This is a genomic window from Pseudomonas sp. RC2C2, from assembly GCF_018390435.1.
Classification (GTDB): domain Bacteria; phylum Pseudomonadota; class Gammaproteobacteria; order Pseudomonadales; family Pseudomonadaceae; genus Aquipseudomonas; species Aquipseudomonas donghuensis.
In genome coordinates this window covers 2,186,593-2,211,514 of record NZ_JAHBAX010000001.1, presented here as the reverse complement: position 1 = coordinate 2,211,514, position 24,922 = coordinate 2,186,593, and the positions used below count along the sequence as shown (strand labels likewise).

Genomic DNA, 24,922 nt, shown 5'->3' with positions numbered 1-24,922 from the left:
GACTGGCCAGCGACGATTGGTCACGCGCCGACCGGCGACGCCGGCTCGATTGTTCTAGCGGCCTTGGGAATACTCCAGTGATAAAAAAGATCCTGATCGCCAACCGCGGTGAAATTGCTGTTCGAATCGTGCGTGCCTGCGCCGAGATGGGCATCCGTTCCGTGGCGATCTACTCAGACGCCGACCGCCATGCCTTGCACGTCAAACGTGCCGATGAGGCCCACAGCATTGGTGCCGAGCCCCTGGCCGGCTACCTGAACCCGCGCAAGCTGGTGAACCTGGCCGTGGAAACCGGTTGTGATGCGCTGCATCCCGGTTATGGTTTTCTGTCTGAGAACGCTGAACTTGCGGACATCTGCGCCGAACGTGGGATCAAATTCATCGGCCCTTCGGCTGAAGTCATTCGCCGCATGGGTGACAAGACCGAAGCCCGCCGCAGCATGATCAAGGCCGGTGTACCGGTCACCCCGGGCACCGAGGGCAACGTCGCCGACATCCATGAAGCGCTGCTCGAAGGCGACCGCATCGGTTATCCGGTGATGCTCAAGGCCACTTCCGGTGGTGGCGGCCGCGGTATTCGTCGCTGCAACAGCCGTGAAGAGCTGGAGCAAGCGTTCCCGCGGGTGATCTCCGAGGCAACCAAGGCTTTCGGTTCGGCGGAAGTGTTCCTGGAAAAATGCATCGTCAATCCCAAGCACATCGAGGCGCAGATCCTTGGTGACAGCTTCGGCAACGTCGTGCACCTGTTCGAGCGCGACTGCTCGATCCAGCGGCGCAACCAGAAGCTCATCGAAATCGCCCCAAGCCCGCAACTGACCCCCGAGCAGCGCGCCTACATCGGTGACCTGTCGGTGCGCGCGGCCAAGGCCGTGGGTTACGAGAACGCCGGTACCGTGGAGTTCCTGCTCGCCGATGGCGAGGTGTACTTCATGGAGATGAATACCCGGGTGCAGGTGGAGCACACTATCACCGAAGAAATCACCGGCATCGACATCGTCCGCGAGCAGATCCGCATCGCTTCCGGCCTGCCGCTGTCGGTCAAGCAGGAAGACATCCAGCACCGCGGCTTTGCTTTGCAGTTCCGGATCAATGCCGAAGACCCGAAAAACAACTTCCTGCCCAGCTTCGGCAAGATCACCCGTTACTACGCACCCGGCGGCCCGGGCGTGCGTACCGACACGGCGATCTACACCGGCTACACCATTCCACCGTTCTATGACTCCATGTGCCTGAAACTGGTGGTCTGGGCGCTGACCTGGGAAGAAGCCATGGACCGCGGCCTGCGGGCCCTGGACGACATGCGCGTGCAAGGGGTGAAGACCACCGCCGCCTATTACCAGGAAATCCTGCGCAACCCGGAATTTCGCAGCGGTCAGTTCAATACCAGCTTCGTTGAAAGCCATCCGGAACTGACCAACTACTCGATCAAGCGCAAACCCGAAGAGCTGGCCCTGGCCATCGCTGCCGCCATCGCCGCCCACGCAGGCCTATGAATGCAGCCGCAAGCTGCAAGCGGCAAGCTGCAAGTAGAAGCGGATCGGCTTTTTCTTGCGGCTTGTAGCTTAAAGCTTGCCGCTATGAGGAGATAAGAATGTCCAAGAAGATCTTTGTTACCGACACAATCCTGCGCGACGCCCACCAGTCCCTGCTGGCCACCCGCATGCGTACCGAAGACATGCTGCCGATCTGCGACAAGCTCGACAAAGTCGGCTACTGGTCGCTGGAAGTCTGGGGTGGGGCGACTTTCGATGCCTGCGTGCGCTTCCTCAAGGAAGACCCGTGGGAGCGCCTGCGCAAGCTGCGCGCAGCATTGCCCAACACCCGCCTGCAGATGCTTCTGCGTGGGCAGAACCTGCTGGGCTACCGCCACTACAGCGACGACGTGGTCAAAGCCTTCGTCGCCAAGGCGGCGGTTAACGGCATCGACGTGTTCCGCATCTTCGACGCCATGAACGACGTGCGTAACCTGCGTGTCGCCATCGAAGCGGTCAAGGCCGCCGGCAAACATGCCCAGGGCACCATCGCCTACACCACCAGCCCCGTGCACACCATCGAAGCCTTCGTCGCCCAGGCCAAGCAGATGGAAGCCATGGGTTGCGACTCGGTGGCAATCAAGGACATGGCCGGCCTGCTGACCCCGTACGCCACCGGCGAGCTGGTCAAGGCACTGAAGGCCGAGCAGTCGCTGCCGGTGTTCGTCCACTCCCACGACACCGCCGGCCTGGCTGCCATGTGCCAGCTCAAAGCTATCGAGAACGGCGCCGATCATATCGACACCGCCATCTCCAGCTTTGCCTGGGGCACCAGCCACCCGGGCACCGAGTCGATGGTCGCGGCCCTCAAGGGCAGCGAATTCGACACTGGCCTGAGCCTGGAGCTGTTGCAGGAAATCGGCCTGTACTTCTATGCCGTGCGCAAGAAATACCACCAGTTCGAAAGCGAGTTCACCGCTGTCGATACCCGCGTGCAAGTCAATCAGGTACCGGGCGGGATGATTTCCAACCTGGCCAACCAGCTCAAGGAGCAGGGCGCGCTCAACCGCATGAACGAAGTGCTGGCGGAGATCCCGCGGGTGCGTGAAGACCTCGGCTTCCCGCCGTTGGTGACCCCGACCTCGCAGATCGTCGGCACCCAGGCGTTCTTCAACGTACTTGCTGGCGAGCGCTACAAGACCATCACCAACGAGGTGAAGCTGTACCTGCAAGGCGGTTACGGCAAGGCCCCGGGTGTGGTCGACGAACAACTGCGGCGCCAGGCCATCGGTAGCGAAGAAGTCATCGATGTGCGTCCGGCTGACCTGCTCAAGCCAGAAATGACCAAGCTGCGCAATGACATTGGCGCCCTGGCCAAGTCGGAAGAAGACGTACTGACCTACGCCATGTTCCCGGACATCGGGCGCAAGTTCCTCGAAGAGCGTGAGGCCGGCACCCTGACCCCTGAAGTGTTGCTGCCGATTCCGGAAGCCGGTGCCGTGGCTTCGGCCGGCGGCGAAGGCGTACCGACCGAGTTCGTCATTGACGTGCACGGTGAAACCTACCGGGTGGATATCACCGGTGTTGGCGTCAAGGCCGAAGGCAAGCGCCACTTCTACCTGTCCATCGACGGCATGCCGGAAGAAGTGGTGTTCGAGCCGCTCAACGAGTTCGTCGGCGGTGGCAGCAGCAAGCGCAAACAGGCCAGTGCGCCGGGCCATGTCAGTACCACCATGCCGGGCAACATCGTTGATGTGCTGGTCAAGGAAGGCGACATGGTCAAGGCCGGCCAGCCAGTGCTGATTACCGAGGCAATGAAGATGGAGACCGAAGTGCAGGCGGCAATTGCCGGCAAGGTCACCGCCATTCACGTGGCCAAGGGCGACCGGGTCAACCCGGGCGAGATCCTGATCGAGATCGAGGGCTGATGTTCAGGCCCTCATCTACAAGCGGTTAACCTCTGGGGGGCGTATGCTCCCCTTTTTTTTTTGCACGCACCTACCGACACGCTTGCAGTGTTCGCACCTGCCCTTCAGGGCGTTGGTTATCTTCCGCCAACCAGCGCTCAAACCCCGCCGCAATCGCCGGCCATTCATCATCGGTAATCGAGAACCACGCTGTGTCGCGGTTACGGTCCTTGATCACCATATGCTTGCGAAACACCCCTTCGAAGGTGAAGCCAAAGCGCAGTGCAGCGCGCTTGGAGCGGGCGTTGTCGTTGTTGCACTTCCATTCCAGGCGGCGGTTGCCCAGCGCGAACGCCAGCTTGCCGAGCAGGTAGATGGCTTCGGTACCCTTGGGCGTGCGTTGCATGGCAGCGCCGAAGGCGATGTGGCCAATTTCGATGCGGCCCTGTTCGGGCACGATCGACATCAAGCTGAGGATGCCCTGGGTCTGGCCGCTGGCCAGGTCAATGACGCTGTAGAACAGCGGGTCGCTGCTGGCGGCGTTGATGTCGAGCCAGTGATCGAAATCCTCGCGTTCGCTGAACGGACCGTAAGCCAGGTAATCCCACAGTTTGTTATCGGCCTGGGGGCCCTGGAACACTTCCCAGAGGTCTTCGGTGTCGCGCTTGGGGTCGAGTTTTTCCAGGCGTACGAAGCGCCCGGTCAATGTCGAAGGTTGCGGGCGCTTGGCCGGATGCCAGTGCAATGGGCTGTTCATGGGTGGCTCCTCTGGCTTACAGCGGTTTGCGGAACTGAATGAAGCCGGGCCGCTCGGCGACTTGCTCGTACAGGCTGATAGCCGTGGCATTGGTTTCGTGGGTCAGCCAGTGCACCTTGGCGCAACCTGCCGACTTTGCCGTAGCGTAGACATATTCGATCAATTGGCGGCCGATACCCAGGCCACGCTGCTCACTTTGCACGTACAGGTCTTGCAGGTAGCAGGAATTCTCGATGCTCCAGTTGGAGCGGTGATAGATCCAGTGGACCATGCCCAGCGCCTTGCCGTCGACCCAGGCCAGCGCGGCATTGGTTGGCTCGCTGGGGTCGAGCATGCGCTCCCAGGCCACGGCGCTGACTTCGTCGGCGATGCGTGTTTGGTAAAAGCGCTGATAAGCCTGCCACAGTGGCAGCCAGGCACTGTGATCGGCGGCAGTGACGGGGCGGATGGTTACGCTAGCCATAGGCATGCTCCTTCAAGGTTGGCCCATCAGGGCGGCCAGTTGGTTGTCCAGGGGATCGGTACTGTTGGCCAGGCCTTTGCGCACGCCTTCGATATCGATGGCCGAACGGTTCTGGCTAAGTTTGCGTGTGCCTTGCAGGCGCTCGATGGGCAGGGCGAAGCCGACGATCGCCTTGAGCATGCCGGCCATGTAGTCGGCCGGTGCTTCTTCCACCGACCAGGGCTTGGCCTGGCTTTGTTCATGCTGATCACTCAGGCGCCTGACGATAGCCAGCAGGCGCTCGGCGTCGTGATACACCTCGGCCTTGCCCCAGGCGTGCACCGTCACGTAGTTCCAGGTCGGTACCGTGCGCGGGTCGTCGATCTTGCTGGGGTAGTAACCCGCGCTGACATACGCATCCGGCCCGGCAAACACCACCAGCACCTCGGCGCCGTTGGCCAGCTCCTGCCATTGCTTGTTGGCCCGGGCGAAGTGGCCGTACAGGGTGCCGTTGCTGCCCTGGCTGCGATCCAGTAACAGGGGGAGGTGGCTGGCCTGCAGACCCTGCTCGCCGTGGGTGACCAGCACGGCGAGGCGCGTTTGTTCGATCTGCTGATGCAGGCGGTCGAGATCGGTTTCCTTGTGGCTCGAAGGTGTGAACATATGAATTGTCCTTGGCGAATGGCTCAATCCTAGGCAGGCTATTGGACTAAGGTAAGAGCCATTTCAAGCTAATTTCATAGGTCCAATGTCATGAGCGAGCGTCCTTTCACTTTGCCGTTCGACCCGACGGGCATCGTCCTGGATCGCCGTCAGGGCCTTAGCCGCCAGCTCTACCATGCCCTGCGCCTGCGGGTGCTGGACGGTCGCTTGAGCAGCGGCACGCGCTTGCCGGCGACCCGCGACATGGCGCAGGTGCTAGCGCTGTCGCGCAACAGCGTAGTGCGCGCCTATGACCAGCTGTATGCCGAGGGCTATATCGAAAGCCGGGTGGGCGATGGCACCTATGTCAGCCACCTGCCAAAACTATCCACAAAAGTATCCACAGGGTTATCCCTGGGTTTTTCCACAGGGTTATCCACAAAAACAGCGGAAAATACTGAGGATTCATCCAGTAAAGTTATCCACAGTGGTCCAATGCACCGTCTGGAAAACAACCATCTACCGGCGCCTAAAAGCGGTCCGCCGCGGGCTTTTCGTGTCGGTTTGCCGGCGTTCGACCTGTTCCCGTTCGACGTCTGGGCCAAGCTTCAGGCGGGTTTCTGGCGTAATCCCGATCCTGCTGCGCTGGGTTATGGCGACCCGGCTGGCGAGCCGCAACTTCGCGAGCTGATCGCGACCTATTTACGTCGATCTCGTGGGCTTTCGTGTGCGGCTGAACAAATTGTGATCACCAGTGGCGCGCAGCAGGCCATTAGTCTTTGTGCACAGCTGTTGCTGGAGCCTGGCGAAGTAGTGGCTGTGGAAAACCCCGGCTACCGCGCCGCTGGCAACGCCTTCGCATTGACCGGGGCAACGGTACAAGGAGTGGCGGTGGACCACGAAGGGCTCGACTGCGCGGCGCTCAATGCCGTGGAGCATTGCCGCCTCAGCTACGTGACGCCGTCTCACCAGTACCCGACCGGCGTCACCATGAGCTTGGCCCGGCGCCTGGAATTGCTGGCCTGGGCCGAGCGCAAGGACGGCTGGATCATTGAAGACGACTACGATGGCGAGTACCGCTACAGCGGCGACCCGCTGGCGCCTTTGGCGGCACTGGATCGTAGCGGGCGGGTGTTGTATGTCGGCACCTTCGGCAAAATCGCCTTTCCGGCGCTACGCCTGGGCTACCTGGTGCTGCCAAAGCAGCTGGTACAAGCCTTTTCCCGCTGTCGGGCGCTGGCCGTGCGGCACTCGGAGGTGGGTACTCAGGCGGTGATGGCGCAGTTCATGGCCCAGGGGCATTTTCAGCGGCATATTCGGCGCATGCGCAGGGCCGCACTGAGTCGACGCAATGCGTTAAAGGCTGGGTGGCCCATGGACGTTCCCGGCGTTGGCGCCATGCCGGACGTCGCAGCAGGATTGCACGTGAAAGTCGATATCGACAGCTATGCCCGCGAGCAGGAGTTGATCGCCCGTGCTGAAGCGGTAGGCGTTGAGCTCAATGCCCTGAGCGATTACTGGCTGCCAGATTCGACGGTCCCTATGGATGAGCGCGCGGGGCTGGTACTGGGCTTCGCCGCCGTGGGCGAAGCCGCTATTGCCGATGCCCTGGCCCGCTTGCGGCGGGCCTGGCGTCAGTGACGATCAGGTCCCGGCCTTGATCTTGGTCCAGGCGCGGGTGCGCGCCCGCTCGGCATCGCGTGGCAGTGGCTGCAGGGTGTAGAGCTTGGCCATGGCTTGCTCGGTGGGGTAAAGGTTGGGGTTGTTGCGGATGGCCGGTGCAACCAGTTCGGTGGCGTCCTTGTTGGGGTTGGGGTAACCGACAAAGTCGCTGATGGACGCGATCACCTTGGGCTGCAGCAGGTAGTTGATGAAGGTGTAGGCATCTTCCGGGTTGGCCGCGCCTTTGGGGATTGCCAGCATGTCGAACCAGATCGGCGCACCTTCCTTGGGCAGGCGCATGTCGACGACCACGCCGTTCTTCGCCTCGGTGGCGCGGTTGGCCGCCTGGGAGAAGCTGCCCGAGTAGCCGACCGCCACACAGATGTCGCCATTGGCGATATCCGCCATGTACTTGGAGGAGTGGAAGTAGGTGACGTGCGGGCGGATCTTCAGTAGCAGCTCTTCGGCCTTTTTGTAGTCCGCCGGTTTCGTGCTGTTCGGTGGCAGGCCCAGGTACTGCAGGGCCAGCGGCAGGATTTCCGACGGCGAGTCAAGCAAGGCCACGCCGCATTGCTTGAGCTTGGCGATGTTCTCTTCCTTGAAGATCAGGTCCCAGCTGTCGACCGGGGCATTGTCGCCCAGCGCCGCCTTGACCTTGGCCGGGTTGAAGCCGATCAGTACGGTGCCGTACATGTACGGCACGGCGAACTGGTTGCCGGGGTCGTTGGCCTCGATCAGCTTCATCAGTTTCGGGTCCAGGTGCTGCCAGTTCGGCAGCTTGCTGCGGTCCAGCGGCTGGAACACCCCGGCCTCGATCTGCTTGGCCAGGAACACGTTGGACGGCACCACCACGTCGTAGCCGGAGTTGCCGGTCAGCAGCTTGGCCTCCAGGGCTTCGTTGGTGTCGAAGATGTCGTAGATGAGCTTGACCTGGCTGTCTTTCTGGAAGTCCACCAGGGTTTGCGGGGTGATGTAGTCGAACCAGTTGTAGACCCGCAGGGTGCTGCAGAGCAGAGGGGCGAGCAGGCGCTTGAGTCGGGTCATGCTTGAGCTTCCTGTTGGGCGCGTTCGAAACCTTCGAGTACGTTCACTGCGTTGATGCCGATTTCCTCGACCGCATAACCACCTTCCATGACGAACAGCGTCGGCGTGCCGAGGCGGGCGATGCGTTCGCCCATCTTCAGGTAGTCGGGGCTGTCGAGCTTGAACTGGGAGATCGGGTCGTCCTTGAACGTGTCCACGCCCAGCGAAATCACCAGCACGTCCGGGCCATAGGCGGCGATGCGCTCACAGGCGTCATCCAGGGCCTTGCTCCAGGTCAGCCAGTCGCTACCGGCGGGCAGCGGGTAATTGACGTTGTAGCCCAGGCCTTCACCTTCGCCTTGCTCATCGGCATAGCCAAGGAAGAACGGAAACTCGGCCTGCGGATCTCCATGGATCGAGGCGAAGAACACACCACTGCGCTGGTAGAAGATTTCCTGGGTGCCGTTGCCGTGATGGTAGTCGACATCGAGGATTGCCACCTTGCCCCGGCCTTGGTCGAGGAACGCCTGGGCGGCGATGGCGGCGTTGTTGAGGTAGCAGTAGCCGCCCATGACATCGCTGGCGGCGTGGTGTCCCGGTGGCCGGCAGAGGGCGAAGGCGCTGTGGGCGCCGGTCTGGATCGCAGCCTGGGCGGTGAGGGCAACCTGCGCGGCGCTGTAGGCCGCTTGCCAGGTGCCAGCGGTGATTGGCGCGCCGGCGTCGAAGCTGTAGTAACCGAGTTCGCCGTGCAGGCCGCTAGGTTTGACGCTGCGCAGGGTGCGCGCCGGCCAGGTGAAGGGCAGCAGGTCGCCTTCGTGGCCCAGCTGGGTCCAGCGCTGCCAGGCGCCTTCGAAGAAGTTCAGGTAATCGGCACTGTGCACGCGCAGCAAGGGCGCGCGGCCAAAGTCGGCAGGCCCCTTGATTGCACCCAGCTCGCGGGTTTTTACCCGCTCCAGAACATGGTCGGCGCGCGAAGGCATCTCGAAGCAGGGCATCAGTCGCCCGTCGATCAGCTCGCAGCGGCCATGGTGCAGGCGGTGGTCATCGGAATAGATCGTCAGCATCTTGTTGTTCTCCGGGTCACTGGCGTCGCTCCATTGTTGGTGGCCCGGGCCCGGTGCAGAACGACGGAAACGGCCAAAAGGGGACCGATATGGCCAGCCTGACTGTCCGGATTTCGCCCCCTGGCAGTGCAACCGTCGTATTCAGGCGCGGAAGTGGCTTGGCGCAACGCCGCTCCAGCGCATGAAGGCGTGGCGAAAGCTGGCGGTTTCGCTGAAGCCCAGCAGTTCGGCGATGCGGTAGATGGGCAGCTGATCTTCGGCCAATAGCTGCTTGGCACGCTCGAAACGCAGTTCATCAAGCAGTTGTTGATAACTGCTGCCCAGCTCTTGCAGGTGCCGACGCAAGGTGCGCGACGAGCAGTTCATCTGCCGCGCCAGGCCTTCCAGCCCGGGAGCCGCATCGAGTTGTTCAAGTAGCAGTTGGCGAATCCGCCCGAGCCAGGCCTGGCGACCGGTGAACTCCAGGTTTAGCCGTCGGCAGCGCTCGCTCATGGCCCGGTGGGTGATCTGGTCGGCCAGCGGCAGGGGTTGCTCCAGCCATGCGCGCGCGAAGGCGAAGGCATTGTCGGCTGCCTCGAAGCGCAACGGGCAGGCGAAGCTGTCGCCATACAGCGCATGGTAATCGGGCGTGGGGTGGGCGAAGCGTGCCGCCAGCAGCGGTAGCGGTTGGCCAAGCAGGTCGTCGCAGATGACTTTCAGCGAGGTCAGGCAGAACTCGGCATTGAACGCCGCCAGCTGCGGTTCTTCGCGATAATCGCTGGCGCTGAACCAGACCCGCTCGCCGTCGTCGATCAGGCGCAGCTGAAAAAGTGTTCCCAGTAGCGCCGGGTACTGCATCGCCAGGCGCAAAGCGTCACCTAAGGTGGCACTGGAGAGCAGGGCGTAACCGAGCATGCCGTAGCAGGAGACATGCATGCGCCGGCCCAGCTCCAGGCCCACTTCGCGGCGCTGGCCACGGCATTGGCACACACCAGCATCTCCTGGCGGGTGGTGATGCGTGAGTCGGCGCGGCCCAGGTCTGCCGGGCTGATGCCGCTGCCGGCAAGCAGCGCTTCATCGCCGGGGCCCTGGCCTTGAAAGGCCTGCAGAACCAGGGACACGGCGTTGAGGGTGGTGAGGTGTGAATGGAGCATGCTCGGCTTCTTTCGGCAGGTTGGCCAAACAAGTCGAGCAATTTGTATGCCTTCAGTCGCTTATAGCAATTCCCCGCAAAGATCCTGCTCCACCAGGCGCCGAACCTCGGCAACCGGCAAACCGCTGCCCAGCAACAGCTGCAACTTGCCGAACAGTGCTTCACGGGTCATGCCGCCTCCCGACAGCACACCGACCTGGCGCAAGCGGCTGCCGGCCTGGTAGACATCCAGTTCAACCCCGCCTTCATGGCACTGGGTGATGGCGACCACGACGATGCCACGTGCCTGAGCCTCGGCCAGGGCGGCGAGAAAGTCGGGGTTGTCGGACGGGCCGGTGCCACTGCCAAAGCATTCCAGGATCAAGCCTTGTGCGCCGCTGGCCAGCGCGGCCTGCAACAGGGGGGCGCCAAACCCTGGCACCAGGGGCAGCACCGCGACATTGGCGACCTGTTTCGGTTGGCGATAGTCGAGCGCGGCGGGCAGGGGTTGCGGCGCGCCAGCGCCGGCAAAACGCTTGAGGGTAACGAACGGATGACGGCCAAAGCTGCGCACCTTGGCGGTATGGTGCGGGGCCAGCAGTTCACCGTGAAAGAACAGTTGCACACCGGGCGGGACGCCTGCAGCCAGGGCCTGTAGCGCCCCGGTGAGATTTTCCCAGGCATCGCTGTCGGCGACACCGGCTGGCAGCATGGAGCCGGTGAACAGCACCGGGATCTGCAGGCCCAGCAACTGGAAGCCCATGGCCGCAGCGCTGTAAGCCAGGGTATCGGTACCGTGCAGCACCAGCACGGCATCGCAGCTTTGCCCGTCGACCGCATCGATGATCGCCGCACGCAGGCGCTGCCAGTAGTGCGGGGTCATGTTGGCGCTGTCGATCAGCGGTAGCAGCTCACGGAACTGCCAGACGGGAATAGCGGCCTGCCCAGCCAGTTGCTCGCGCATCCGTTGCTCGAAGCCCGAGGCGGGGGCCAGGCCGTTGGCGCTGGCTTGCATGCCGATGGTGCCGCCGGTGTACAGCACCAAGATATTGCGGGCTGGTTGCGCAGTTGCCATTCGCCTGTCTCCGTGGTCGGCTTGAGATAAGCCGACCACAGTACGCCATCACTGTGCAGGCTGTCAGCGCTTGGCGTCTTCGACCTTGGCTGGCCAGGCTTTGGTGTCGAGGTCCAGGTCGGCGAACTTGGCCGAATCGAACACCGGCGTTTTTACCCCGGCAGCGCGCTGGTCGTCGTAGTCGCGCAGCACGCGCATGGCCACCTTGAACAGCAGGGCCAGGGCGATCAGGTTGACGAAGGCCAGGCAGGTCATGGTGATGTCGGCGAACGCGAACACCGTGCCCAGGTTCTGCACCGCGCCCCAGAAGATCAGTAGCAACACCAGTGCGCGGTAGCCGATCAGGGCCTTGCGGTTGTCACCGACCAGAAAGCGCAGGTTGCTCTCGCCCAGGTAGTAGTTGTAGAGGATCGAGGTGAACACGAACAGCGCCAGGGCGACGCTGATGAACATCCGTCCCCAGTCACCGACCACGGCAGCCAGCGAGTTCTGGGTCAACGCGATGCCGTCCCCTTCGAAGCCCGGGGTGTAGAAGCCCGAGAGCAGGATCAGCAAGGCCGTGCAGGTGCAGATGATGAAGGTGTCGAGGAATACTGAGAAGGCCTGGACCACGCCCTGGGCAATCGGGTGTTCGACCTGGGCCACGGCGGCGACGTTGGGTGCGCTGCCAAGGCCGGCTTCGTTGGCGAAAACGCCGCGCTTGACGCCCATGATGATGGCGCTGCCGACCAGGCCACCGAAGGCCTGATCCAGGCCGAAGGCGCTTTTGACGATGGTCATCAGCATGCCCGGCACCTGATCGAACTGCAGCACGATCACGTAAATGGTTACGGCGATGTAAACCAGGGTCTTGACCGGTACCAGCAGGTCGGCGACGGCGGCGATACGCTTGATGCCGCCGATGAACACCAGGCCCAGCAGCAGCGCCAGGGCGATACCGGTGTAGGTGGTATCGAACTGGAAGGCGTTGTTCAGCGAGTGGGTCACGGCGTGGGCCTGCAGGCCGTTGAAGGCGAAGCCGAAGGTGACCAGCAGCAGGAAGGCCATGACCATGCCCAGCCAGCGCTTGCCCAGGCCATGTTCGATGTAATACGACGGGCCGCCGCGGTACTGGCCTTCACTGTCGCAGCGTTTGTACAGCTGGCCGAGGGTGCATTCGATGAAGCTGCTGGACATGCCGACCAGCGCGGTTACCCACATCCAGAACACCGCACCGGGGCCGCCGAGGGTCACGGCGATGCCGACACCTGCGATATTGCCCGCACCGACACGGCCGGCGAGGCTGAGCATCAGCGCCTGGAACGAGCTCAGTTGTTCGCTGCTGCTGCGCAGGCTGTCGCGAAATACCGAGAACATATGGGTGAAATAACGCAGCTGAACGAAACGCGAGCGGATCGTGAAGTAACTGCCCAGACCGACAATGAGCACGATCAGTACCTTGCCCGATAGGAAGTCGTTGATGACTTCAAGCATGGAGTGTTCCTCGCTTTTAATGACTTTTACTGCATGTCGCGCCAAGGAGCTGGCACGCAAGAGGGCGGGCACTATACCGATGCGAGCGCCGCGCGTCTGCCTTGGCGTGGCGGATATGCCCTGTGGTCGCCACCGTGGGAGCTGGCGTTGCCAGCGATGCGGCCGACGCGTAGCAGCTGAAACCGTGCTGATTTCATCGCCGGCAAGGCCGGCTCCCACAGGGATTGAAGGTGCGGCAGGAGGGCATAAAAAAAGGGCCCGGGGAATGATCCCTGGGCCCTCAAAAGGTGAGAGGTGTCTAGTCCCTCGACCTGGTGAGCGTGTTACAGCATCGGTTACGCCTTGAGCGGCACCAGACGCGGAGCAATCATGTTTTCCGGACGCAGGATGTCGTTGAGCATCTCTTCGTCCAGCAGGCCTTCTTCACGTACCAGTTCCAGCACGCCACGGCCGCTTTCCAGGGCGATGGCAGCGATACGGGTAGCGTTTTCATAGCCGATGTACGGGTTCAGGGCGGTGACCAGGCCGATCGAGTGCTCGACCAGTTCACGGCAGCGTTGTTCGTTGGCGGTGATGCCGACGATGCAGTGCTCGCGCAGCATGTCCATGGCGCGTTGCAGCAGGCGGATCGAGTCGAAGATCTTGTAGGCGATCAGCGGCTCCATGACGTTCAGCTGCAGTTGGCCACCTTCGGCCGCGACGGTCAGGGCCAGGTCGTTGCCCATGATGGCGAAGGCCACCTGGTTGACCGCTTCCGGGATAACCGGGTTGACCTTGCCTGGCATGATCGAGCTGCCTGGCTGACGCGCTGGCAGGTTGATTTCGTTGATGCCGGTGCGTGGGCCGCTGGACAGCAGGCGCAGGTCGTTGCAGATCTTCGACAGCTTGACCGCAGTACGCTTGAGCATGCCCGAGAACAGGACGAAGGCGCCCATGTCCGAGGTGGCTTCGATCAGGTCGGCAGCCGGTACCAGCGGCTGGCCGCTGATGGTGGCCAGGCGCTGAACGGCCAGGGCCTGGTAGCCAGGGTCGGCGTTGATGCCGGTACCGATGGCGGTACCCCCCAGGTTGATTTCGGTCAGCAGCTCTGGCGCCAGGGAACGCAGACGGTTGAGGTCTTCGGTCATGGTGGTGGCGAAGGCGCGGAATTCCTGGCCCAGGGTCATCGGCACAGCGTCCTGCAGCTGGGTACGGCCCATCTTCAGTACGTGATCGAATTCCTGACCTTTGGCAGCGAAGGCCTGGATCAGGCTGTCGAGGCTGGCCAGCAGGGCGTCGTGACCCAGCAGCAGACCCAGACGGATCGCGGTCGGGTAGGCGTCGTTGGTCGACTGCGCCATGTTCACGTCGTTGTTCGGGTGCAGGTACTTGTACTCGCCCTTCTGGTGGCCCATGGCCTCCAGCGCGATGTTGGCGATCACTTCGTTGGCGTTCATGTTGGTAGACGTACCAGCACCGCCTTGAATCATGTCGACCACGAACTGCTCGTGGTAGTCGCCGCGGATCAGACGGGCGCAAGCCTCGCTGATGGCAGCGTGCTTGGCATCGCTCAGGTGACCCAGCTCGCGGTTGGCGTCGGCAGCAGCCTGTTTGACCATGGCCAGGGCCACAACCAGTTTAGGGTAGTGCGACAGCGGAACGCCGGAGAGGTGGAAGTTGTTGGCAGCACGCAGAGTCTGGATACCGTAGTAGGCATCAGCAGGGACTTCGAGGGTGCCAAGCAGATCTTTTTCGACACGGAACGATGCAGCAGCGGACATGATAGATATCATCTCGAGTTTGACCCGGCACATGCCGGAATGGCGCCAATCCTAGGCTTGCGCCGATTTTGCGGCCAATGCTGTTACACGCTAACCTATGCATAAACGGCATACGGGTTGATGTGACGTCAACTGCCGATCGAGCGTGTTCAATTTTGGTGCATGCCTGGAGAGCTCATGAACCTTGAGAGCAAATGGCTGGAAGATTTCAGTGCCCTGGCCGCGACCCGCAGCTTTTCCCAGGCCGCCGAGCGCCGCTTCGTCACCCAGCCGGCCTTCAGCCGGCGTATTCGCAGCCTTGAGGCGGCGCTGGGGCTGACCCTGGTCAACCGCTCGCGTACGCCTATTGAGTTGACGGCGGCGGGGCAATTGTTCCTGGTGACGGCGCGTACGGTGGTGGATCAGTTGGGCGAAGTGTTGCGCCACCTGCATCACCTGGAAGGCGGGCAGGGCGAGGTGATCCAGGTGTCGGCGGCGCACTCGCTGGCGCTGGGGTTCTTTCCGCGCTGGATCGCGCAACTGCGCAACGACGGCCTGAACATCGCCACGCGCCTGGTGGCAACCAACGTCGGCGATGCGGTGCATGCCCTGCGTGAAGGCGGCTGCGACCTGATGCTGGCCTTCTACGACCCCGATGCAGCCTTGCAAATGGATGCGGAGATCTTCCCGTCGCTGCATCTGGGCCATACCGAGATGCTGCCTGTGTGCGCCGCCGATGCCGAGGGCAAGCCGCTGTTCGATCTGGAAGGCGAGGGCAGTGTGCCGTTGCTGGCCTACAGCGCCGGGGCGTTTCTCGGTCGTTCGGTCAATCTGTTGTTGCGTCAGCGCAACCTGCGTTTTACCACCGTCTATGAAACGGCGATGGCCGACAGCCTCAAGAGCATGGCCCTTGAAGGCCTGGGTATCGCCTGGGTGCCACGGCTGTCGGCGCGGGCCGAGCTTGAGCGCGGTGAGCTGGTGATTTGCGGCGGTAGCCAGTGGCATGTGCCGCTGGAAATCCGCCTGTATCGCTGCGCCCTGGTGCGCAAGGCCAACGTGCGCCTGCTGTGGCGCAAGCTTGAGGGCGGTTCGCCAGCAGCCGGGGCTTGACCCAAAAGTCAGCCAAAGCCCCGAAAAATAAGGCCGACAGTTGGTCGTCAGGGTGCATCCAAGGCGTTGCTTTGCGGTATACTGCGCGGCCTTCGGTCGGCATGCCCGGCCCTAATTCGTATAACAAGCCACGCCGGTCGTCCCGCGTGGCTTGTTGTTTTTTGACGCGCCTGCGGGCGCCCAAGAGAAGAGGCTCGACGATGAGTGCACTGGTTGGCGTGATCATGGGCTCCAAGTCCGATTGGTCCACCCTTAGCCACACCGCCGATATGCTGGAAAAACTCGGCATTCCCTACGAGGTCAAGGTGGTGTCTGCCCACCGGACCCCGGACCTGCTGTTCCAGTATGCCGAAGAGGCCGAAGGCCGTGGCATCGAGGTGATCATCGCCGGCGCCGGTGGCGCTGCCCACCTGCCAGGCATGTGTGCGGCCAAGACCCACCTGCCGGTGCTGGGCGTGCCGGTACAGTCGTCGATGCTCTCCGGGGTCGACTCGCTGCTGTCGATCGTGCAGATGCCAGCCGGTATTCCGGTTGCCACCCTGGCCATTGGCAAGGCCGGCGCGATCAACGCCGCGCTGCTCTCGGCAAGCATCCTTGGCGCCAAGCACCCGCAGTTCCACACGGTGCTCAAACAGTTCCGCGCTGAGCAGACAGACAACGTTCTGGACCATCCAGATCCGCGCCAGGCTTGAGGTCAAAAGCATGAAAATCGGTGTAATCGGTGGCGGCCAGCTGGGCCGCATGTTGGCTCTGGCGGGTACTCCGCTGGGCATGAACTTCGCTTTCCTCGACCCGGCTCCAGATGCCTGCGCGGCGCCTCTGGGCGAGCACCTGCGTGCCGATTACGGTGACCAGGACCACCTGCGACAGTTGGCCGACGAAGTTGACCTGGTGACCTTCGAATTCGAAAGCGTCCCGGCTGAAACCGTGGCCTTCCTGTCGCAGTTCGTGCCGGTCTACCCGAGTGCCGAATCCCTGCGTATCGCCCGCGATCGCTGGTTCGAAAAGAGCATGTTCAAGGACCTGGGCATTCCCACCCCGGCCTTCGCCGATATCCAGTCGCAAGCCGACCTGGATACCGCCGTTGCCAGCATCGGCCTGCCTGCCGTACTCAAGACCCGCACCCTGGGTTATGACGGCAAGGGGCAGAAAGTGCTGCGAACTGCCGAGGATGTTGTGGGTACCTTCGCCGAACTGGGCAGCGTCCCGTGCCTGCTCGAAGGCTTCGTACCGTTCACCGGCGAAGTGTCGCTGATCGCCGTGCGCGCCCGTGATGGCGAAACCCGTTTCTACCCGTTGGTGCACAACACCCACGAGAGCGGCATCCTGCGCCTGTCGGTGGCCAGCGAAGACCACTTGCTCCAGAACCTGGCCGAAGACTACGCCGGTCGCGTGCTCAAGCAGCTCGACTATGTCGGCGTGCTGGCTTTCGAGTTCTTTGAAGTCGATGGTGGCCTCAAGGCCAACGAGATTGCTCCACGGGTGCATAACTCCGGGCACTGGACCATCGAAGGCGCCGAGTGCAGCCAGTTCGAAAACCATCTGCGTGCCGTTGCCGGTTTGCCGCTGGGTTCGACCGCCAAGGTCGGCGAAAGCGCGATGCTCAACTTCATCGGTGAAGTGCCGGCGGTCGACAAGGTGATTGCCATCGACGAATGCCACCTGCACCACTACGGCAAGGCCTTCAAGGTCGGGCGCAAGGTTGGCCACGCCACCCTGCGTTGCGACGACCTGGCGACCCTGGAACAAAAAATCCAGCAAGTCGAAGCCCTGATCAAGGGCTGAAGGGAACCTTCCCGCTCCGCTATCCCTCTGATGGCAGGATGCCAAAGCGCTGGCTAGGCTTTGGCATGCGCCATTTAACTCAGAGGGATTGCCATGGGTATCATCGGAACCATCTTCATCGGCCTGATCGTCGGTCTGCTGGCACGCTTTCTAAAGCCTGGCGACGACAGCATGGGCTGGATCATGACCATTCTGCTGGGTATTGCCGGTTCGCTTGCCGCGACCTACGGCGGCCAGGCGCTGGGCATCTATCAGGCCGGAGAGGGTGCGGGTTTCCTCGGCGCGCTGGTGGGCGCGATTGTCCTGTTGGTGATCTACGGCCTGGTCGTCAAAAAGAGCTGACGGCAGGCTAGAATGCTCGGCACCGAACTCCTTCGTTGCCGAGCTTTTTCATGCGCCGTGTATTACTCCTCTCCCTATTGCTGCTGAGCGGCCTGGCCCGGGCTGAAATGCCGGAAACCGACTGGCTGGAACTGATGCCCAAGTCGGACCAGAAAGCCCTCGAGCAGATGCCCGAAATCGACCATAACTCTCCGGAAGCCATGGGCACCTTCACCGAAAAGGGTGGCCTGAAGCAGAGCCAGGGCCTGCCGGCGGTCATGTATTCGACCAAGACCGTGGCAGCCATGAACGGCAAGCAAATTCGCTTGGGCGGCTATCCGGTACCGCTGGAAACCGACGCCAAGGGCAACAGCACGCTGTTCTTCCTGGTGCCTTACCCGGGCGCCTGTATCCATGTGCCGCCACCGCCACCGAACCAACTGGTGCTGGTGCGCTATCCCAAGGGCTTGAAGCTCGACGATATCTACACGCCGCTGTGGGTCAACGGTACCTTGAAGGTGGAGAAGGTCAGCAATGACCTGGCCGATGCGGCCTATGCAATGGATGCGGCCAAGGTGCGGGTGGTGGAGGACGCTGATCTGTGAATGATCGCGGGGCAAGCCCGCTCCTGCAGGAGCGGGCTTGCCCCGCGATAGCGATCTAGAGCGCTTCGCTAGCGATTGTCAGGCTCAGCGAATGGGTCGCGCCCGGCGCCAGTGTGACCAGGTCATCCACCACGTTGGCGGTTTCGATGCAGAGCATGCGCTGCCAGCCATCGTCGGCCATGTCTGGCAGTTCGGCGGCGCGCGCGGTCCAGGGGTTCCAGACCACGGCCGTACGCGAACCCTGCGCGGTTAGCACAATGCGCCGCTGCCAGGCCGGGTCGACAATACTCAGTTGGTCCGGCGCCTGCAGGTAGATGCGGTCGGTCTCGCCGGCAAAACCAAGATGGCCTTGCTGCTTGCGTTGCTCCCAGTTGGCCAGGGTCTCGATGTAGTCAAGGCCATCGACACCTTCAACCTGCACCTGACGCACATCGCCGACGGCGAAGTAGCTGTGCAACGCCTGGCTGAGGGTGACCGCAACGTTGTCGAGGTTGTAGCTGGAGAGGGTAATGCTCAGTTGCTCGCCCATGACAATGCTCAGCGTGAGCTCGACATTATGGGGCCAGCCGGGGAGGTCGCCCTGGGTCTCGGGCAGGGTGAATTCGACGCGGATATCGTCGTCGCCGCTGGTGATCCCCAGCAATTGCCAGTCACGACCGCGGACCAGGCCATGGGCAGGGCCGTCTTCCGCGTGATACATGGCCTGCACCGCTTCGGGGTTGCGCTTGAAAATGCCAAACCAGGGCCAGCACACCGGAACACCGGCGCGCACGGATTTGCCCTGCTTGAAGATGGCCTGGTCACTGAGCCACAACAAAGGCGGCTCGCCGAGGCGCTGATAGCTCAGCACCTGCGCGCCCTGCTGGGCTACCAGCAGTTCGGCAGTGTCGCTGGTGATGCGCCAGCAATTGAGCTCGCCGTGCTGTTCGGATTCGACCTTGGGTGTGGACATGCGCTTTATCTCGTTGGTTTGCCGTACGGCTTTGGACCGCTTGCATGCCTTCGAGTTTACCGCGCAGCGGTCTCAGCGACGAGGAGGAACCGAGCGGGTGCGACCGCTGCCGTCGATGGCGACGAACACGAATACCGCTTCGGTAACCTTGCGCCATTCACTGGACAGCGGATCGTCGCTCCATACTTCGACCATCATCTGGATCGAGCTACGGCCAATTTCCAGGGTCTGGGTATAGAAGGACAATTGCGCGCCGACCGCCACTGGCACCAGGAATGCCATGCGATCGATGGCCACGGTGGCGACACGGCCGCCAGCGACACGGCTGGCCATTGCGGTGCCGGCCAGGTCCATCTGGGCGACCAGCCAACCGCCGAAAATATCGCCGAAACCGTTGGTTTCACGGGGCAATGCAGTGATCTGCAAGGCCAGGTCGCCTTGCGGGATAGGATCTTCTTGTTCGAGTTCAATCATGCCGGGGGTGCCTCTGACCCATGACGCTTCGTTGGTTGGCGCTATGAAAGACGCCTCGAAAAACGATTCAGCACAACTATTCTACGCTGCTTTCGCTTTGCCAGGCGGCGAAGGGAAACTCTGCGAAACCGACTAAGCATACCTAGCGGCGTTTTCGCACAACATCCTTCAGAAGACGCAACCCTTTCCTACAAGCGGCCAGTATATAGAGCCGAAAGCGCAGCGACGACCATGCAGTCATGAATACTTGTATTGAATTTGTACTGCTATGTGCTTTTTCCAGCAATTTGCTATCGTTCCAGGCTTCCCAGGCCCAAACCCGCGCGCCAGGCGGCCTGCACCCCCAATAAGAAATGCCAACAAGAGAGCCCTATGACCTCCGTGCCCGGCAGTATCGCGCAGCCTTCGAGGCCGCTGACCCGCAGTGACTACAAGACCCTGTCGCTTTCCGCCCTGGGCGGTGCGCTGGAATTCTACGATTTCATCATCTTCGTGTTCTTCGCCACGGTCGTCGGCAAGCTGTTCTTTCCCGCCGAAATGCCCGAATGGCTGCGTTTGATGCAAACGTTTGGCATCTTCGCCGCCGGCTACCTGGCGCGGCCACTGGGTGGCATCGTCATGGCCCACTTCGGCGACCTGTTGGGGCGCAAGAAGATGTTCACCCTGAGCATCTTCATGATGGCCGTACCGACGCTGATCATGGGCCTGCTGCCGACCTACGCGCAGATCGGCCTGTGGGCGCCGATCCTGCTGCTGGTGATGCGGGTGATCCAGGGCGCGGCGATTGGTGGTGAAGTGCCGGGCGCCTGGGTGTTCGTCTCCGAGCACGTGCCGGCACGCAACACCGGTTATGCCTGCGGCACGCTGACGGCAGGCCTGACCGCCGGGATCCTGCTCGGCTCGCTGGTGGCGACCCTGATCAACACGGTTTATAGCCAGCAGGAGGTCGCCGACTACGCCTGGCGTATCCCGTTCCTGCTCGGTGGGGTATTTGGCCTGTTCGCCGTGTACCTGCGCCGCTGGCTGCATGAAACACCGGTATTCGCCGAGATGCAGGCGCGCAAGGCGCTGGCTGAGGAGGTACCGCTGCGCGCCGTGCTGCGTGATCACCGTGGCGCCATTGTCCTGTCGATGTTGCTGACCTGGCTGCTGTCGGCCGGCATCGTCGTGGTGATCCTGATGACTCCGGCGCTGTTGCAGAGCCTCTATCAGGTCAGCCCCACCGATTCGCTGAAGGCCAATAGCCTGGCCATCGTCCTGCTCAGCCTGGGGTGCATCGGCACCGGGACACTGGCCGACCGTTTTGGCGCTGGCCGGGTGTTTATCGTCGGTAGCCTGGCGTTGCTGGTGACCTCCTGGACCTTCTATCACACCTTGCCCACCCATCCCGAATGGCTGTTCCCCCTGTATGCCCTGACCGGCCTGTGTGTCGGCATTGTCGGCGCCGTGCCTTACGTGATGGTCAAAGCCTTTCCGCCTGTAGTCCGTTTCAGCGGCCTGTCGTTTTCCTACAACCTGGCCTACGCGATCTTTGGCGGTCTGACGCCGATGGTGGTCACCGCGCTGCTCAAGCTCAGCCCGATGGCGCCTGCCTATTATGTCGCTGGCATCTGCGCCATTGGTCTGTTGGTGGGAATTTATCTGACGGCGAAAAAGCGCTGAAAGCGCTCTAAAACAAGCCTCGCAACATTTTGCAAAGGCCATCACCGCTCGCCGGTGATGGCCTTTCATCTAATTGTCACATTCGATTCATAGAGTAGTCATACGGCCTGCAGATACTTGGGCCCGATCCATCTCACCCCAATTCCTGCTAGGAGCAAGGCATGAAACTGAAGCGTTTGATGGCGGCCCTGACTTTCGTCGCCGCTGGCGTTGCCACCGCCAATGCGGTTGCCGCTGTTGACCCTGCTATTCCGACCTACACCAAGACCACCGGTGTGTCGGGCAACCTCTCCAGCGTCGGTTCCGATACCCTGGCCAACCTGATGACCCTGTGGGCTGAGGCCTACAAAAAGGAATATCCGAACGTAAACATCCAGATTCAGGCTGCCGGCTCCTCTACTGCGCCACCCGCGCTGACTGAAGGTACCGCCAACCTCGGCCCGATGAGCCGTAAGATGAAGGACGTCGAGCTGCAGGCCTTCGAACAGAAGTATGGCTACAAGCCAACCGCCATCCCGGTTGCCGTCGACGCCCTGGCCGTGTTCGTGCACAAGGACAACCCGATCAAAGGCCTGACCATGGCCCAGGTCGATGCCATCTTCTCCTCGACCCGCCTGTGCGGTGCCAAGGCCGACGTGAAAACCTGGGGCGACCTGGGCGTGACCGGCGACCTGGCCAACAAGCCAGTGCAGCTGTTCGGCCGTAACTCGGTGTCCGGCACCTATGGCTACTTCAAGGAAGAAGCCCTGTGCAAAGGCGACTTCAAGCCGAACGTCAACGAACAACCGGGCTCGGCTTCGGTCGTACAGTCGATCAGCAGCTCGCTGAACGGCATCGGTTACTCGGGCATCGGTTACAAGACCGCCAGCGTCAAGACCGTGCCTCTGGCCAAGAAAGAAGGCGGTGCCTTCGTTGAAGACAACGAAGCCAACGCCCTGAACGGTACTTACCCGCTGTCGCGTTTCCTCTACGTCTACGTCAACAAGGCGCCGAACAAGCCTCTGGCCCCGCTGGAAGCCGAGTTCGTCAAGCTGGTCCTGTCGCAAGCCGGCCAGCAAGTCGTGGTTAAGGACGGTTACATCCCGCTGCCTGCCAAAGTGGTTGATAAAGCCCTGGCGGACCTGGGTCTGAACCACAACGGCAACGTTGCGAAGAAGTAAGTGAAAGACCGGCGGGGTCGGGTTTTGTCCCGGTCTCGCCACTCATTGCGAGTCCGCTGCCAGGGGTATCTGCGCGGCGGGCTTTTTTGCGTCACTGCATTGTCATGTTTTTGTCATACGGGACCGCTAGGGTGTGCGCATGAATGATCTGGCCAACTCCACAATGACCCAAAATTCTCCCCCCGTGCGGATTGACTTCAATACGCCCGAACTGCAACGCAAGCGGCGCATGCGTGCGCTCAAGGACCGCCTGACCCGCTGGTATGTACTGGTGGGCGGGCTTGCCGTGCTGGCGGCAATCACCCTGATCTTCTTCTACCTGGCCTACGTGGTCGTGCCGCTGTTCCAGGGCGCGACCCTGACCAGCAAGAAGGCCCTGGAGCCGACCTGGCTGCAGCAGGACGCCGGCAAGCCACTGATGATTGCCCTTGAAGAGCAGAACCTGGTCGGCATGCGGGTTTCCGACAAGGGCCAGGCGCTGTTCTTCGACACCAAGACCGGTGCCGAGCTCAAGCGTGTGGATCTGCCGGTGCCTGCCGGTACCCAGGTGACTTCGATCGGTGCCGATCAGCCGGGCAACCCGTTGGTGGTGCTGGGCCTGTCCAACGGCCAGGCGCTGGCGTTCAGCCACAGCTACAAGATCACCTACCCGGACAACAAGAAAACCATCAGTCCGGCCATCGACTTCCCGTATGGCCAGGAGCCGTTCACCCTGGACGACCAGGGCCGCGCGCTGGAACATGTCAGCCTCAACGTCAATGGCGAGACCCTGGTAGTGGCCGGCTCTACCGGTGCGCACCTGCAGGTGGTGTCGCTGAGCCGCGAAGAAAACATGATGACCGGCGAAGTCACCAGCGAGCAGAGCCGCATCGACCTGCCGCAGATGACCGAACCGGTGAAAGCCATCTTCATCGACCCACGTCAGCAATGGCTGTATGTAATCAACGGTCGCGCCCAGGCCGACGTTTTCAGCCTGCGCGACAAGAGCCTCAACGGTCGCTACAAGCTGCTCGACGACGGCAATGCCGAAGTCACTGCCAGCACCCAGCTGGTGGGCGGTATCTCGCTGATCATCGGTGATTCCAAAGGCGGCCTGGCCCAGTGGTTCATGGCCCGCGACCCGGATGGCGAGCAGCGCTTCAAGCGCATTCGCGAATTCCAGATGGGCAAGGCGCCGATCGTGCAGATCGATGCCGAAGAACGCCGCAAGGGTTTCGTCGCCCTCGATGCCGACGGCAAGCTCGGGGTGTTCCACAGCACCGCGCACCGTACCCTGCTGGTCGAACCGGCCGCGGAAGGCGCGGGCATCCTGGCGCTGTCGCCGCGGGCCAACCGCATCATCATCGAAGAAGGCGGCAAGCTGCTGCCGCTGAGCCTGAAGAACCCGCACCCGGAAGTGTCCTGGAGCGCGCTGTGGAGCAAGGTTTGGTACGAGAACTACGACGAGCCCAAGTACGTTTGGCAGTCGACCGCCTCGAACACGGACTTCGAACCCAAGCTGAGCCTGTCGCCGCTGACCTTCGGTACTCTCAAGGCTGCGTTCTACGCGATGATCCTGGCCGCGCCGCTGGCCATTGCTGCCGCCATCTACACCGCCTATTTCATGGCTCCGGGCATGCGCCGCAAGGTCAAGCCGGTGATCGAGCTGATGGAAGCGATGCCGACGGTGATTCTCGGCTTTTTCGCCGGCCTGTTCCTGGCGCCATTCCTTGAAGGTCACCTGCCAGGTGTGTTCAGCCTGTTCCTGTTGATGCCGCTGGGCATCCTGGTCGCCGGCTTCACCTGGAGCCGTCTGCCCGAGTCGCTGCGCCTGCGGGTGCCGGATGGCTGGGAAGCGGCGATCCTGATCCCGGTGATCCTGTTCACCGGCTGGTTTGCCCTGTACATGAGCCCGTTCATCGAGACCTGGTTCTTCGACGGTGACATGCGCCTGTGGATCACCAACGATCTGAAGATCACCTATGACCAGCGCAACGCCCTGGTCGTGGGCATTGCCATGGGCTTCGCGGTGATCCCGAACATCTACTCGATCGCCGAAGACGCCGTGTTCAGCGTGCCGCGCAGCCTGACCCTGGGGTCGCTGGCGCTCGGTGCCACGCCGTGGCAGACCCTGACCCGCGTGGTCATCCTGACCGCAAGCCCGGGGATCTTCTCCGCGCTGATGATCGGCATGGGCCGCGCCGTGGGTGAAACCATGATCGTGCTGATGGCCACCGGCAACACCCCGGTCATGGAAATGAACCTGTTCGAAGGTATGCGCACCCTGGCGGCCAACGTTGCGGTGGAGATGCCCGAATCGGAAGTCGGTGGCAGTCATTACCGCGTGCTGTTCCTCGCCGCGCTGGTGCTGCTGATGTTCACCTTCGTGATGAACACCTTGGCCGAGCTGATTCGCCAGCGTCTGCGCAAGAAATACTCGTCGCTTTGATAGAAAGGTAGCGATCCGTGAAAAAGGATTCCCTCAAAAGCTGGTTCAAGAGCGGCGC

21 protein-coding genes and 1 pseudogene are annotated in these 24,922 nt (G+C 62.1%); 11 read left to right on the top strand and 11 right to left on the bottom strand.

The annotated features are described in order from the left end of the window. Positions 1–77: 77 nt before the first annotated feature. On the top strand, positions 78–1,493 hold the full coding sequence (locus KHO53_RS10300) for an acetyl-CoA carboxylase biotin carboxylase subunit (protein WP_010222792.1): 1,416 nt from the start codon (positions 78–80) through the stop codon (positions 1,491–1,493). A gap of 98 nt (positions 1,494–1,591) precedes the next feature. Continuing rightward, positions 1,592–3,400, top strand: a complete 1,809-nt coding sequence (gene oadA, locus KHO53_RS10295) for a sodium-extruding oxaloacetate decarboxylase subunit alpha (protein ID WP_010222793.1) — start codon at positions 1,592–1,594, stop codon at positions 3,398–3,400. Positions 3,401–3,470: 70 nt separating this feature from the next. On the opposite strand, the gene KHO53_RS10290 is transcribed toward oadA, so the two are convergent. Genes KHO53_RS10290 through KHO53_RS10280 form a run of 3 tightly spaced genes read right to left on the bottom strand, consistent with a single transcriptional unit; the run spans position 3,471 to position 5,241 of the window. Further along, complete coding sequence (locus KHO53_RS10290) at positions 3,471–4,136, bottom strand: GNAT family N-acetyltransferase (protein WP_010222794.1); 666 nt, start codon at positions 4,134–4,136, stop codon at positions 3,471–3,473. Between the two features lie 16 nt (positions 4,137–4,152). Further along, the gene (locus tag KHO53_RS10285) at positions 4,153–4,599 is read right to left on the bottom strand and encodes a GNAT family N-acetyltransferase (RefSeq protein WP_010222795.1); all 447 of its coding nucleotides are present in this window, start codon (positions 4,597–4,599) and stop codon (positions 4,153–4,155) included. 12 nt (positions 4,600–4,611) lie between these two features. Further along, entirely contained in the window at positions 4,612–5,241 is a 630-nt protein-coding gene (locus KHO53_RS10280; RefSeq protein WP_010222796.1) for an FMN-binding negative transcriptional regulator, read from the bottom strand. A 90-nt stretch (positions 5,242–5,331) separates the two neighbouring features. Between KHO53_RS10280 and pdxR the strand changes: the two genes are divergently transcribed. Beyond that, a complete protein-coding gene (gene pdxR / locus KHO53_RS10275; RefSeq protein ID WP_010222797.1) occupies positions 5,332–6,861 on the top strand; it encodes a MocR-like pyridoxine biosynthesis transcription factor PdxR in 1,530 nt (509 codons plus the stop codon). Between the two features lie 3 nt (positions 6,862–6,864). On the opposite strand, the gene KHO53_RS10270 is transcribed toward pdxR, so the two are convergent. The 6 genes and pseudogenes from KHO53_RS10270 to aspA all read right to left on the bottom strand — a co-directional run bounded on the left by KHO53_RS10270 (position 6,865) and on the right by aspA (position 14,388). Continuing rightward, positions 6,865–7,926 carry a polyamine ABC transporter substrate-binding protein gene (locus tag KHO53_RS10270; RefSeq protein WP_213570269.1) on the bottom strand — a complete coding sequence of 354 codons (1,062 nt, stop codon included), beginning with the start codon at positions 7,924–7,926 and terminating at the stop codon, positions 6,865–6,867. After that, on the bottom strand, positions 7,923–8,969 hold the full coding sequence (locus KHO53_RS10265) for a histone deacetylase family protein (RefSeq protein ID WP_213570268.1): 1,047 nt from the start codon (positions 8,967–8,969) through the stop codon (positions 7,923–7,925). The genes KHO53_RS10270 and KHO53_RS10265 overlap by 4 nt, the downstream gene beginning before the upstream one ends. Positions 8,970–9,110: 141 nt before the next feature. After that, positions 9,111–10,102 (bottom strand): annotated as a pseudogene (locus KHO53_RS10260) (AraC family transcriptional regulator). A 60-nt stretch (positions 10,103–10,162) separates the two neighbouring features. After that, a complete protein-coding gene (locus tag KHO53_RS10255) occupies positions 10,163–11,155 on the bottom strand; it encodes an asparaginase (protein WP_213570267.1) in 993 nt (330 codons plus the stop codon). A gap of 63 nt (positions 11,156–11,218) precedes the next feature. Beyond that, positions 11,219–12,628: an alanine/glycine:cation symporter family protein gene (locus KHO53_RS10250; protein ID WP_010222802.1), complete on the bottom strand. Its 1,410-nt coding sequence runs from the start codon at positions 12,626–12,628 to the stop codon at positions 11,219–11,221. A gap of 335 nt (positions 12,629–12,963) precedes the next feature. Continuing rightward, the gene (gene aspA, locus KHO53_RS10245; RefSeq protein WP_010222803.1) at positions 12,964–14,388 is read right to left on the bottom strand and encodes an aspartate ammonia-lyase; all 1,425 of its coding nucleotides are present in this window, start codon (positions 14,386–14,388) and stop codon (positions 12,964–12,966) included. Positions 14,389–14,565: 177 nt separating this feature from the next. On the opposite strand from aspA, the gene KHO53_RS10240 reads away from it, so the two are divergent. The 5 genes from KHO53_RS10240 to KHO53_RS10220 all read left to right on the top strand — a co-directional run bounded on the left by KHO53_RS10240 (position 14,566) and on the right by KHO53_RS10220 (position 18,188). Then, entirely contained in the window at positions 14,566–15,477 is a 912-nt protein-coding gene (locus tag KHO53_RS10240; protein ID WP_010222804.1) for a LysR substrate-binding domain-containing protein, read from the top strand. A gap of 200 nt (positions 15,478–15,677) precedes the next feature. Then, positions 15,678–16,169 carry a 5-(carboxyamino)imidazole ribonucleotide mutase gene (gene purE / locus KHO53_RS10235; protein ID WP_010222805.1) on the top strand — a complete coding sequence of 164 codons (492 nt, stop codon included), beginning with the start codon at positions 15,678–15,680 and terminating at the stop codon, positions 16,167–16,169. A 10-nt stretch (positions 16,170–16,179) separates the two neighbouring features. Continuing rightward, positions 16,180–17,262, top strand: a complete 1,083-nt coding sequence (locus KHO53_RS10230) for a 5-(carboxyamino)imidazole ribonucleotide synthase (protein ID WP_036995259.1) — start codon at positions 16,180–16,182, stop codon at positions 17,260–17,262. Between the two features lie 93 nt (positions 17,263–17,355). Then, a complete protein-coding gene (locus KHO53_RS10225; RefSeq protein WP_010222807.1) occupies positions 17,356–17,604 on the top strand; it encodes a GlsB/YeaQ/YmgE family stress response membrane protein in 249 nt (82 codons plus the stop codon). Positions 17,605–17,654: 50 nt separating this feature from the next. After that, the gene (locus tag KHO53_RS10220) at positions 17,655–18,188 is read left to right on the top strand and encodes a DUF3299 domain-containing protein (protein ID WP_026001294.1); all 534 of its coding nucleotides are present in this window, start codon (positions 17,655–17,657) and stop codon (positions 18,186–18,188) included. A 55-nt stretch (positions 18,189–18,243) separates the two neighbouring features. Here the strand turns inward: KHO53_RS10220 and KHO53_RS10215 are convergent, their stop codons facing one another. Both KHO53_RS10215 and KHO53_RS10210 read right to left on the bottom strand, forming a co-directional pair. Next, entirely contained in the window at positions 18,244–19,140 is an 897-nt protein-coding gene (locus KHO53_RS10215; RefSeq protein ID WP_213570266.1) for a D-hexose-6-phosphate mutarotase, read from the bottom strand. Positions 19,141–19,212: 72 nt separating this feature from the next. Then, entirely contained in the window at positions 19,213–19,614 is a 402-nt protein-coding gene (locus KHO53_RS10210; protein ID WP_009402429.1) for an acyl-CoA thioesterase, read from the bottom strand. Between the two features lie 372 nt (positions 19,615–19,986). Between KHO53_RS10210 and KHO53_RS10205 the strand changes: the two genes are divergently transcribed. The 3 genes from KHO53_RS10205 (at position 19,987) to KHO53_RS10195 (ending at position 24,864) form a co-directional block, all read left to right on the top strand. After that, positions 19,987–21,276 carry an MFS transporter gene (locus KHO53_RS10205; protein WP_010225948.1) on the top strand — a complete coding sequence of 430 codons (1,290 nt, stop codon included), beginning with the start codon at positions 19,987–19,989 and terminating at the stop codon, positions 21,274–21,276. A 161-nt stretch (positions 21,277–21,437) separates the two neighbouring features. Next, positions 21,438–22,436 carry a phosphate ABC transporter substrate-binding protein PstS gene (locus KHO53_RS10200; RefSeq protein WP_010225946.1) on the top strand — a complete coding sequence of 333 codons (999 nt, stop codon included), beginning with the start codon at positions 21,438–21,440 and terminating at the stop codon, positions 22,434–22,436. Between the two features lie 139 nt (positions 22,437–22,575). Then, complete coding sequence (locus tag KHO53_RS10195) at positions 22,576–24,864, top strand: ABC transporter permease family protein (RefSeq protein WP_026001473.1); 2,289 nt, start codon at positions 22,576–22,578, stop codon at positions 24,862–24,864. The last annotated feature ends 58 nt before the right edge of the window (positions 24,865–24,922 follow it).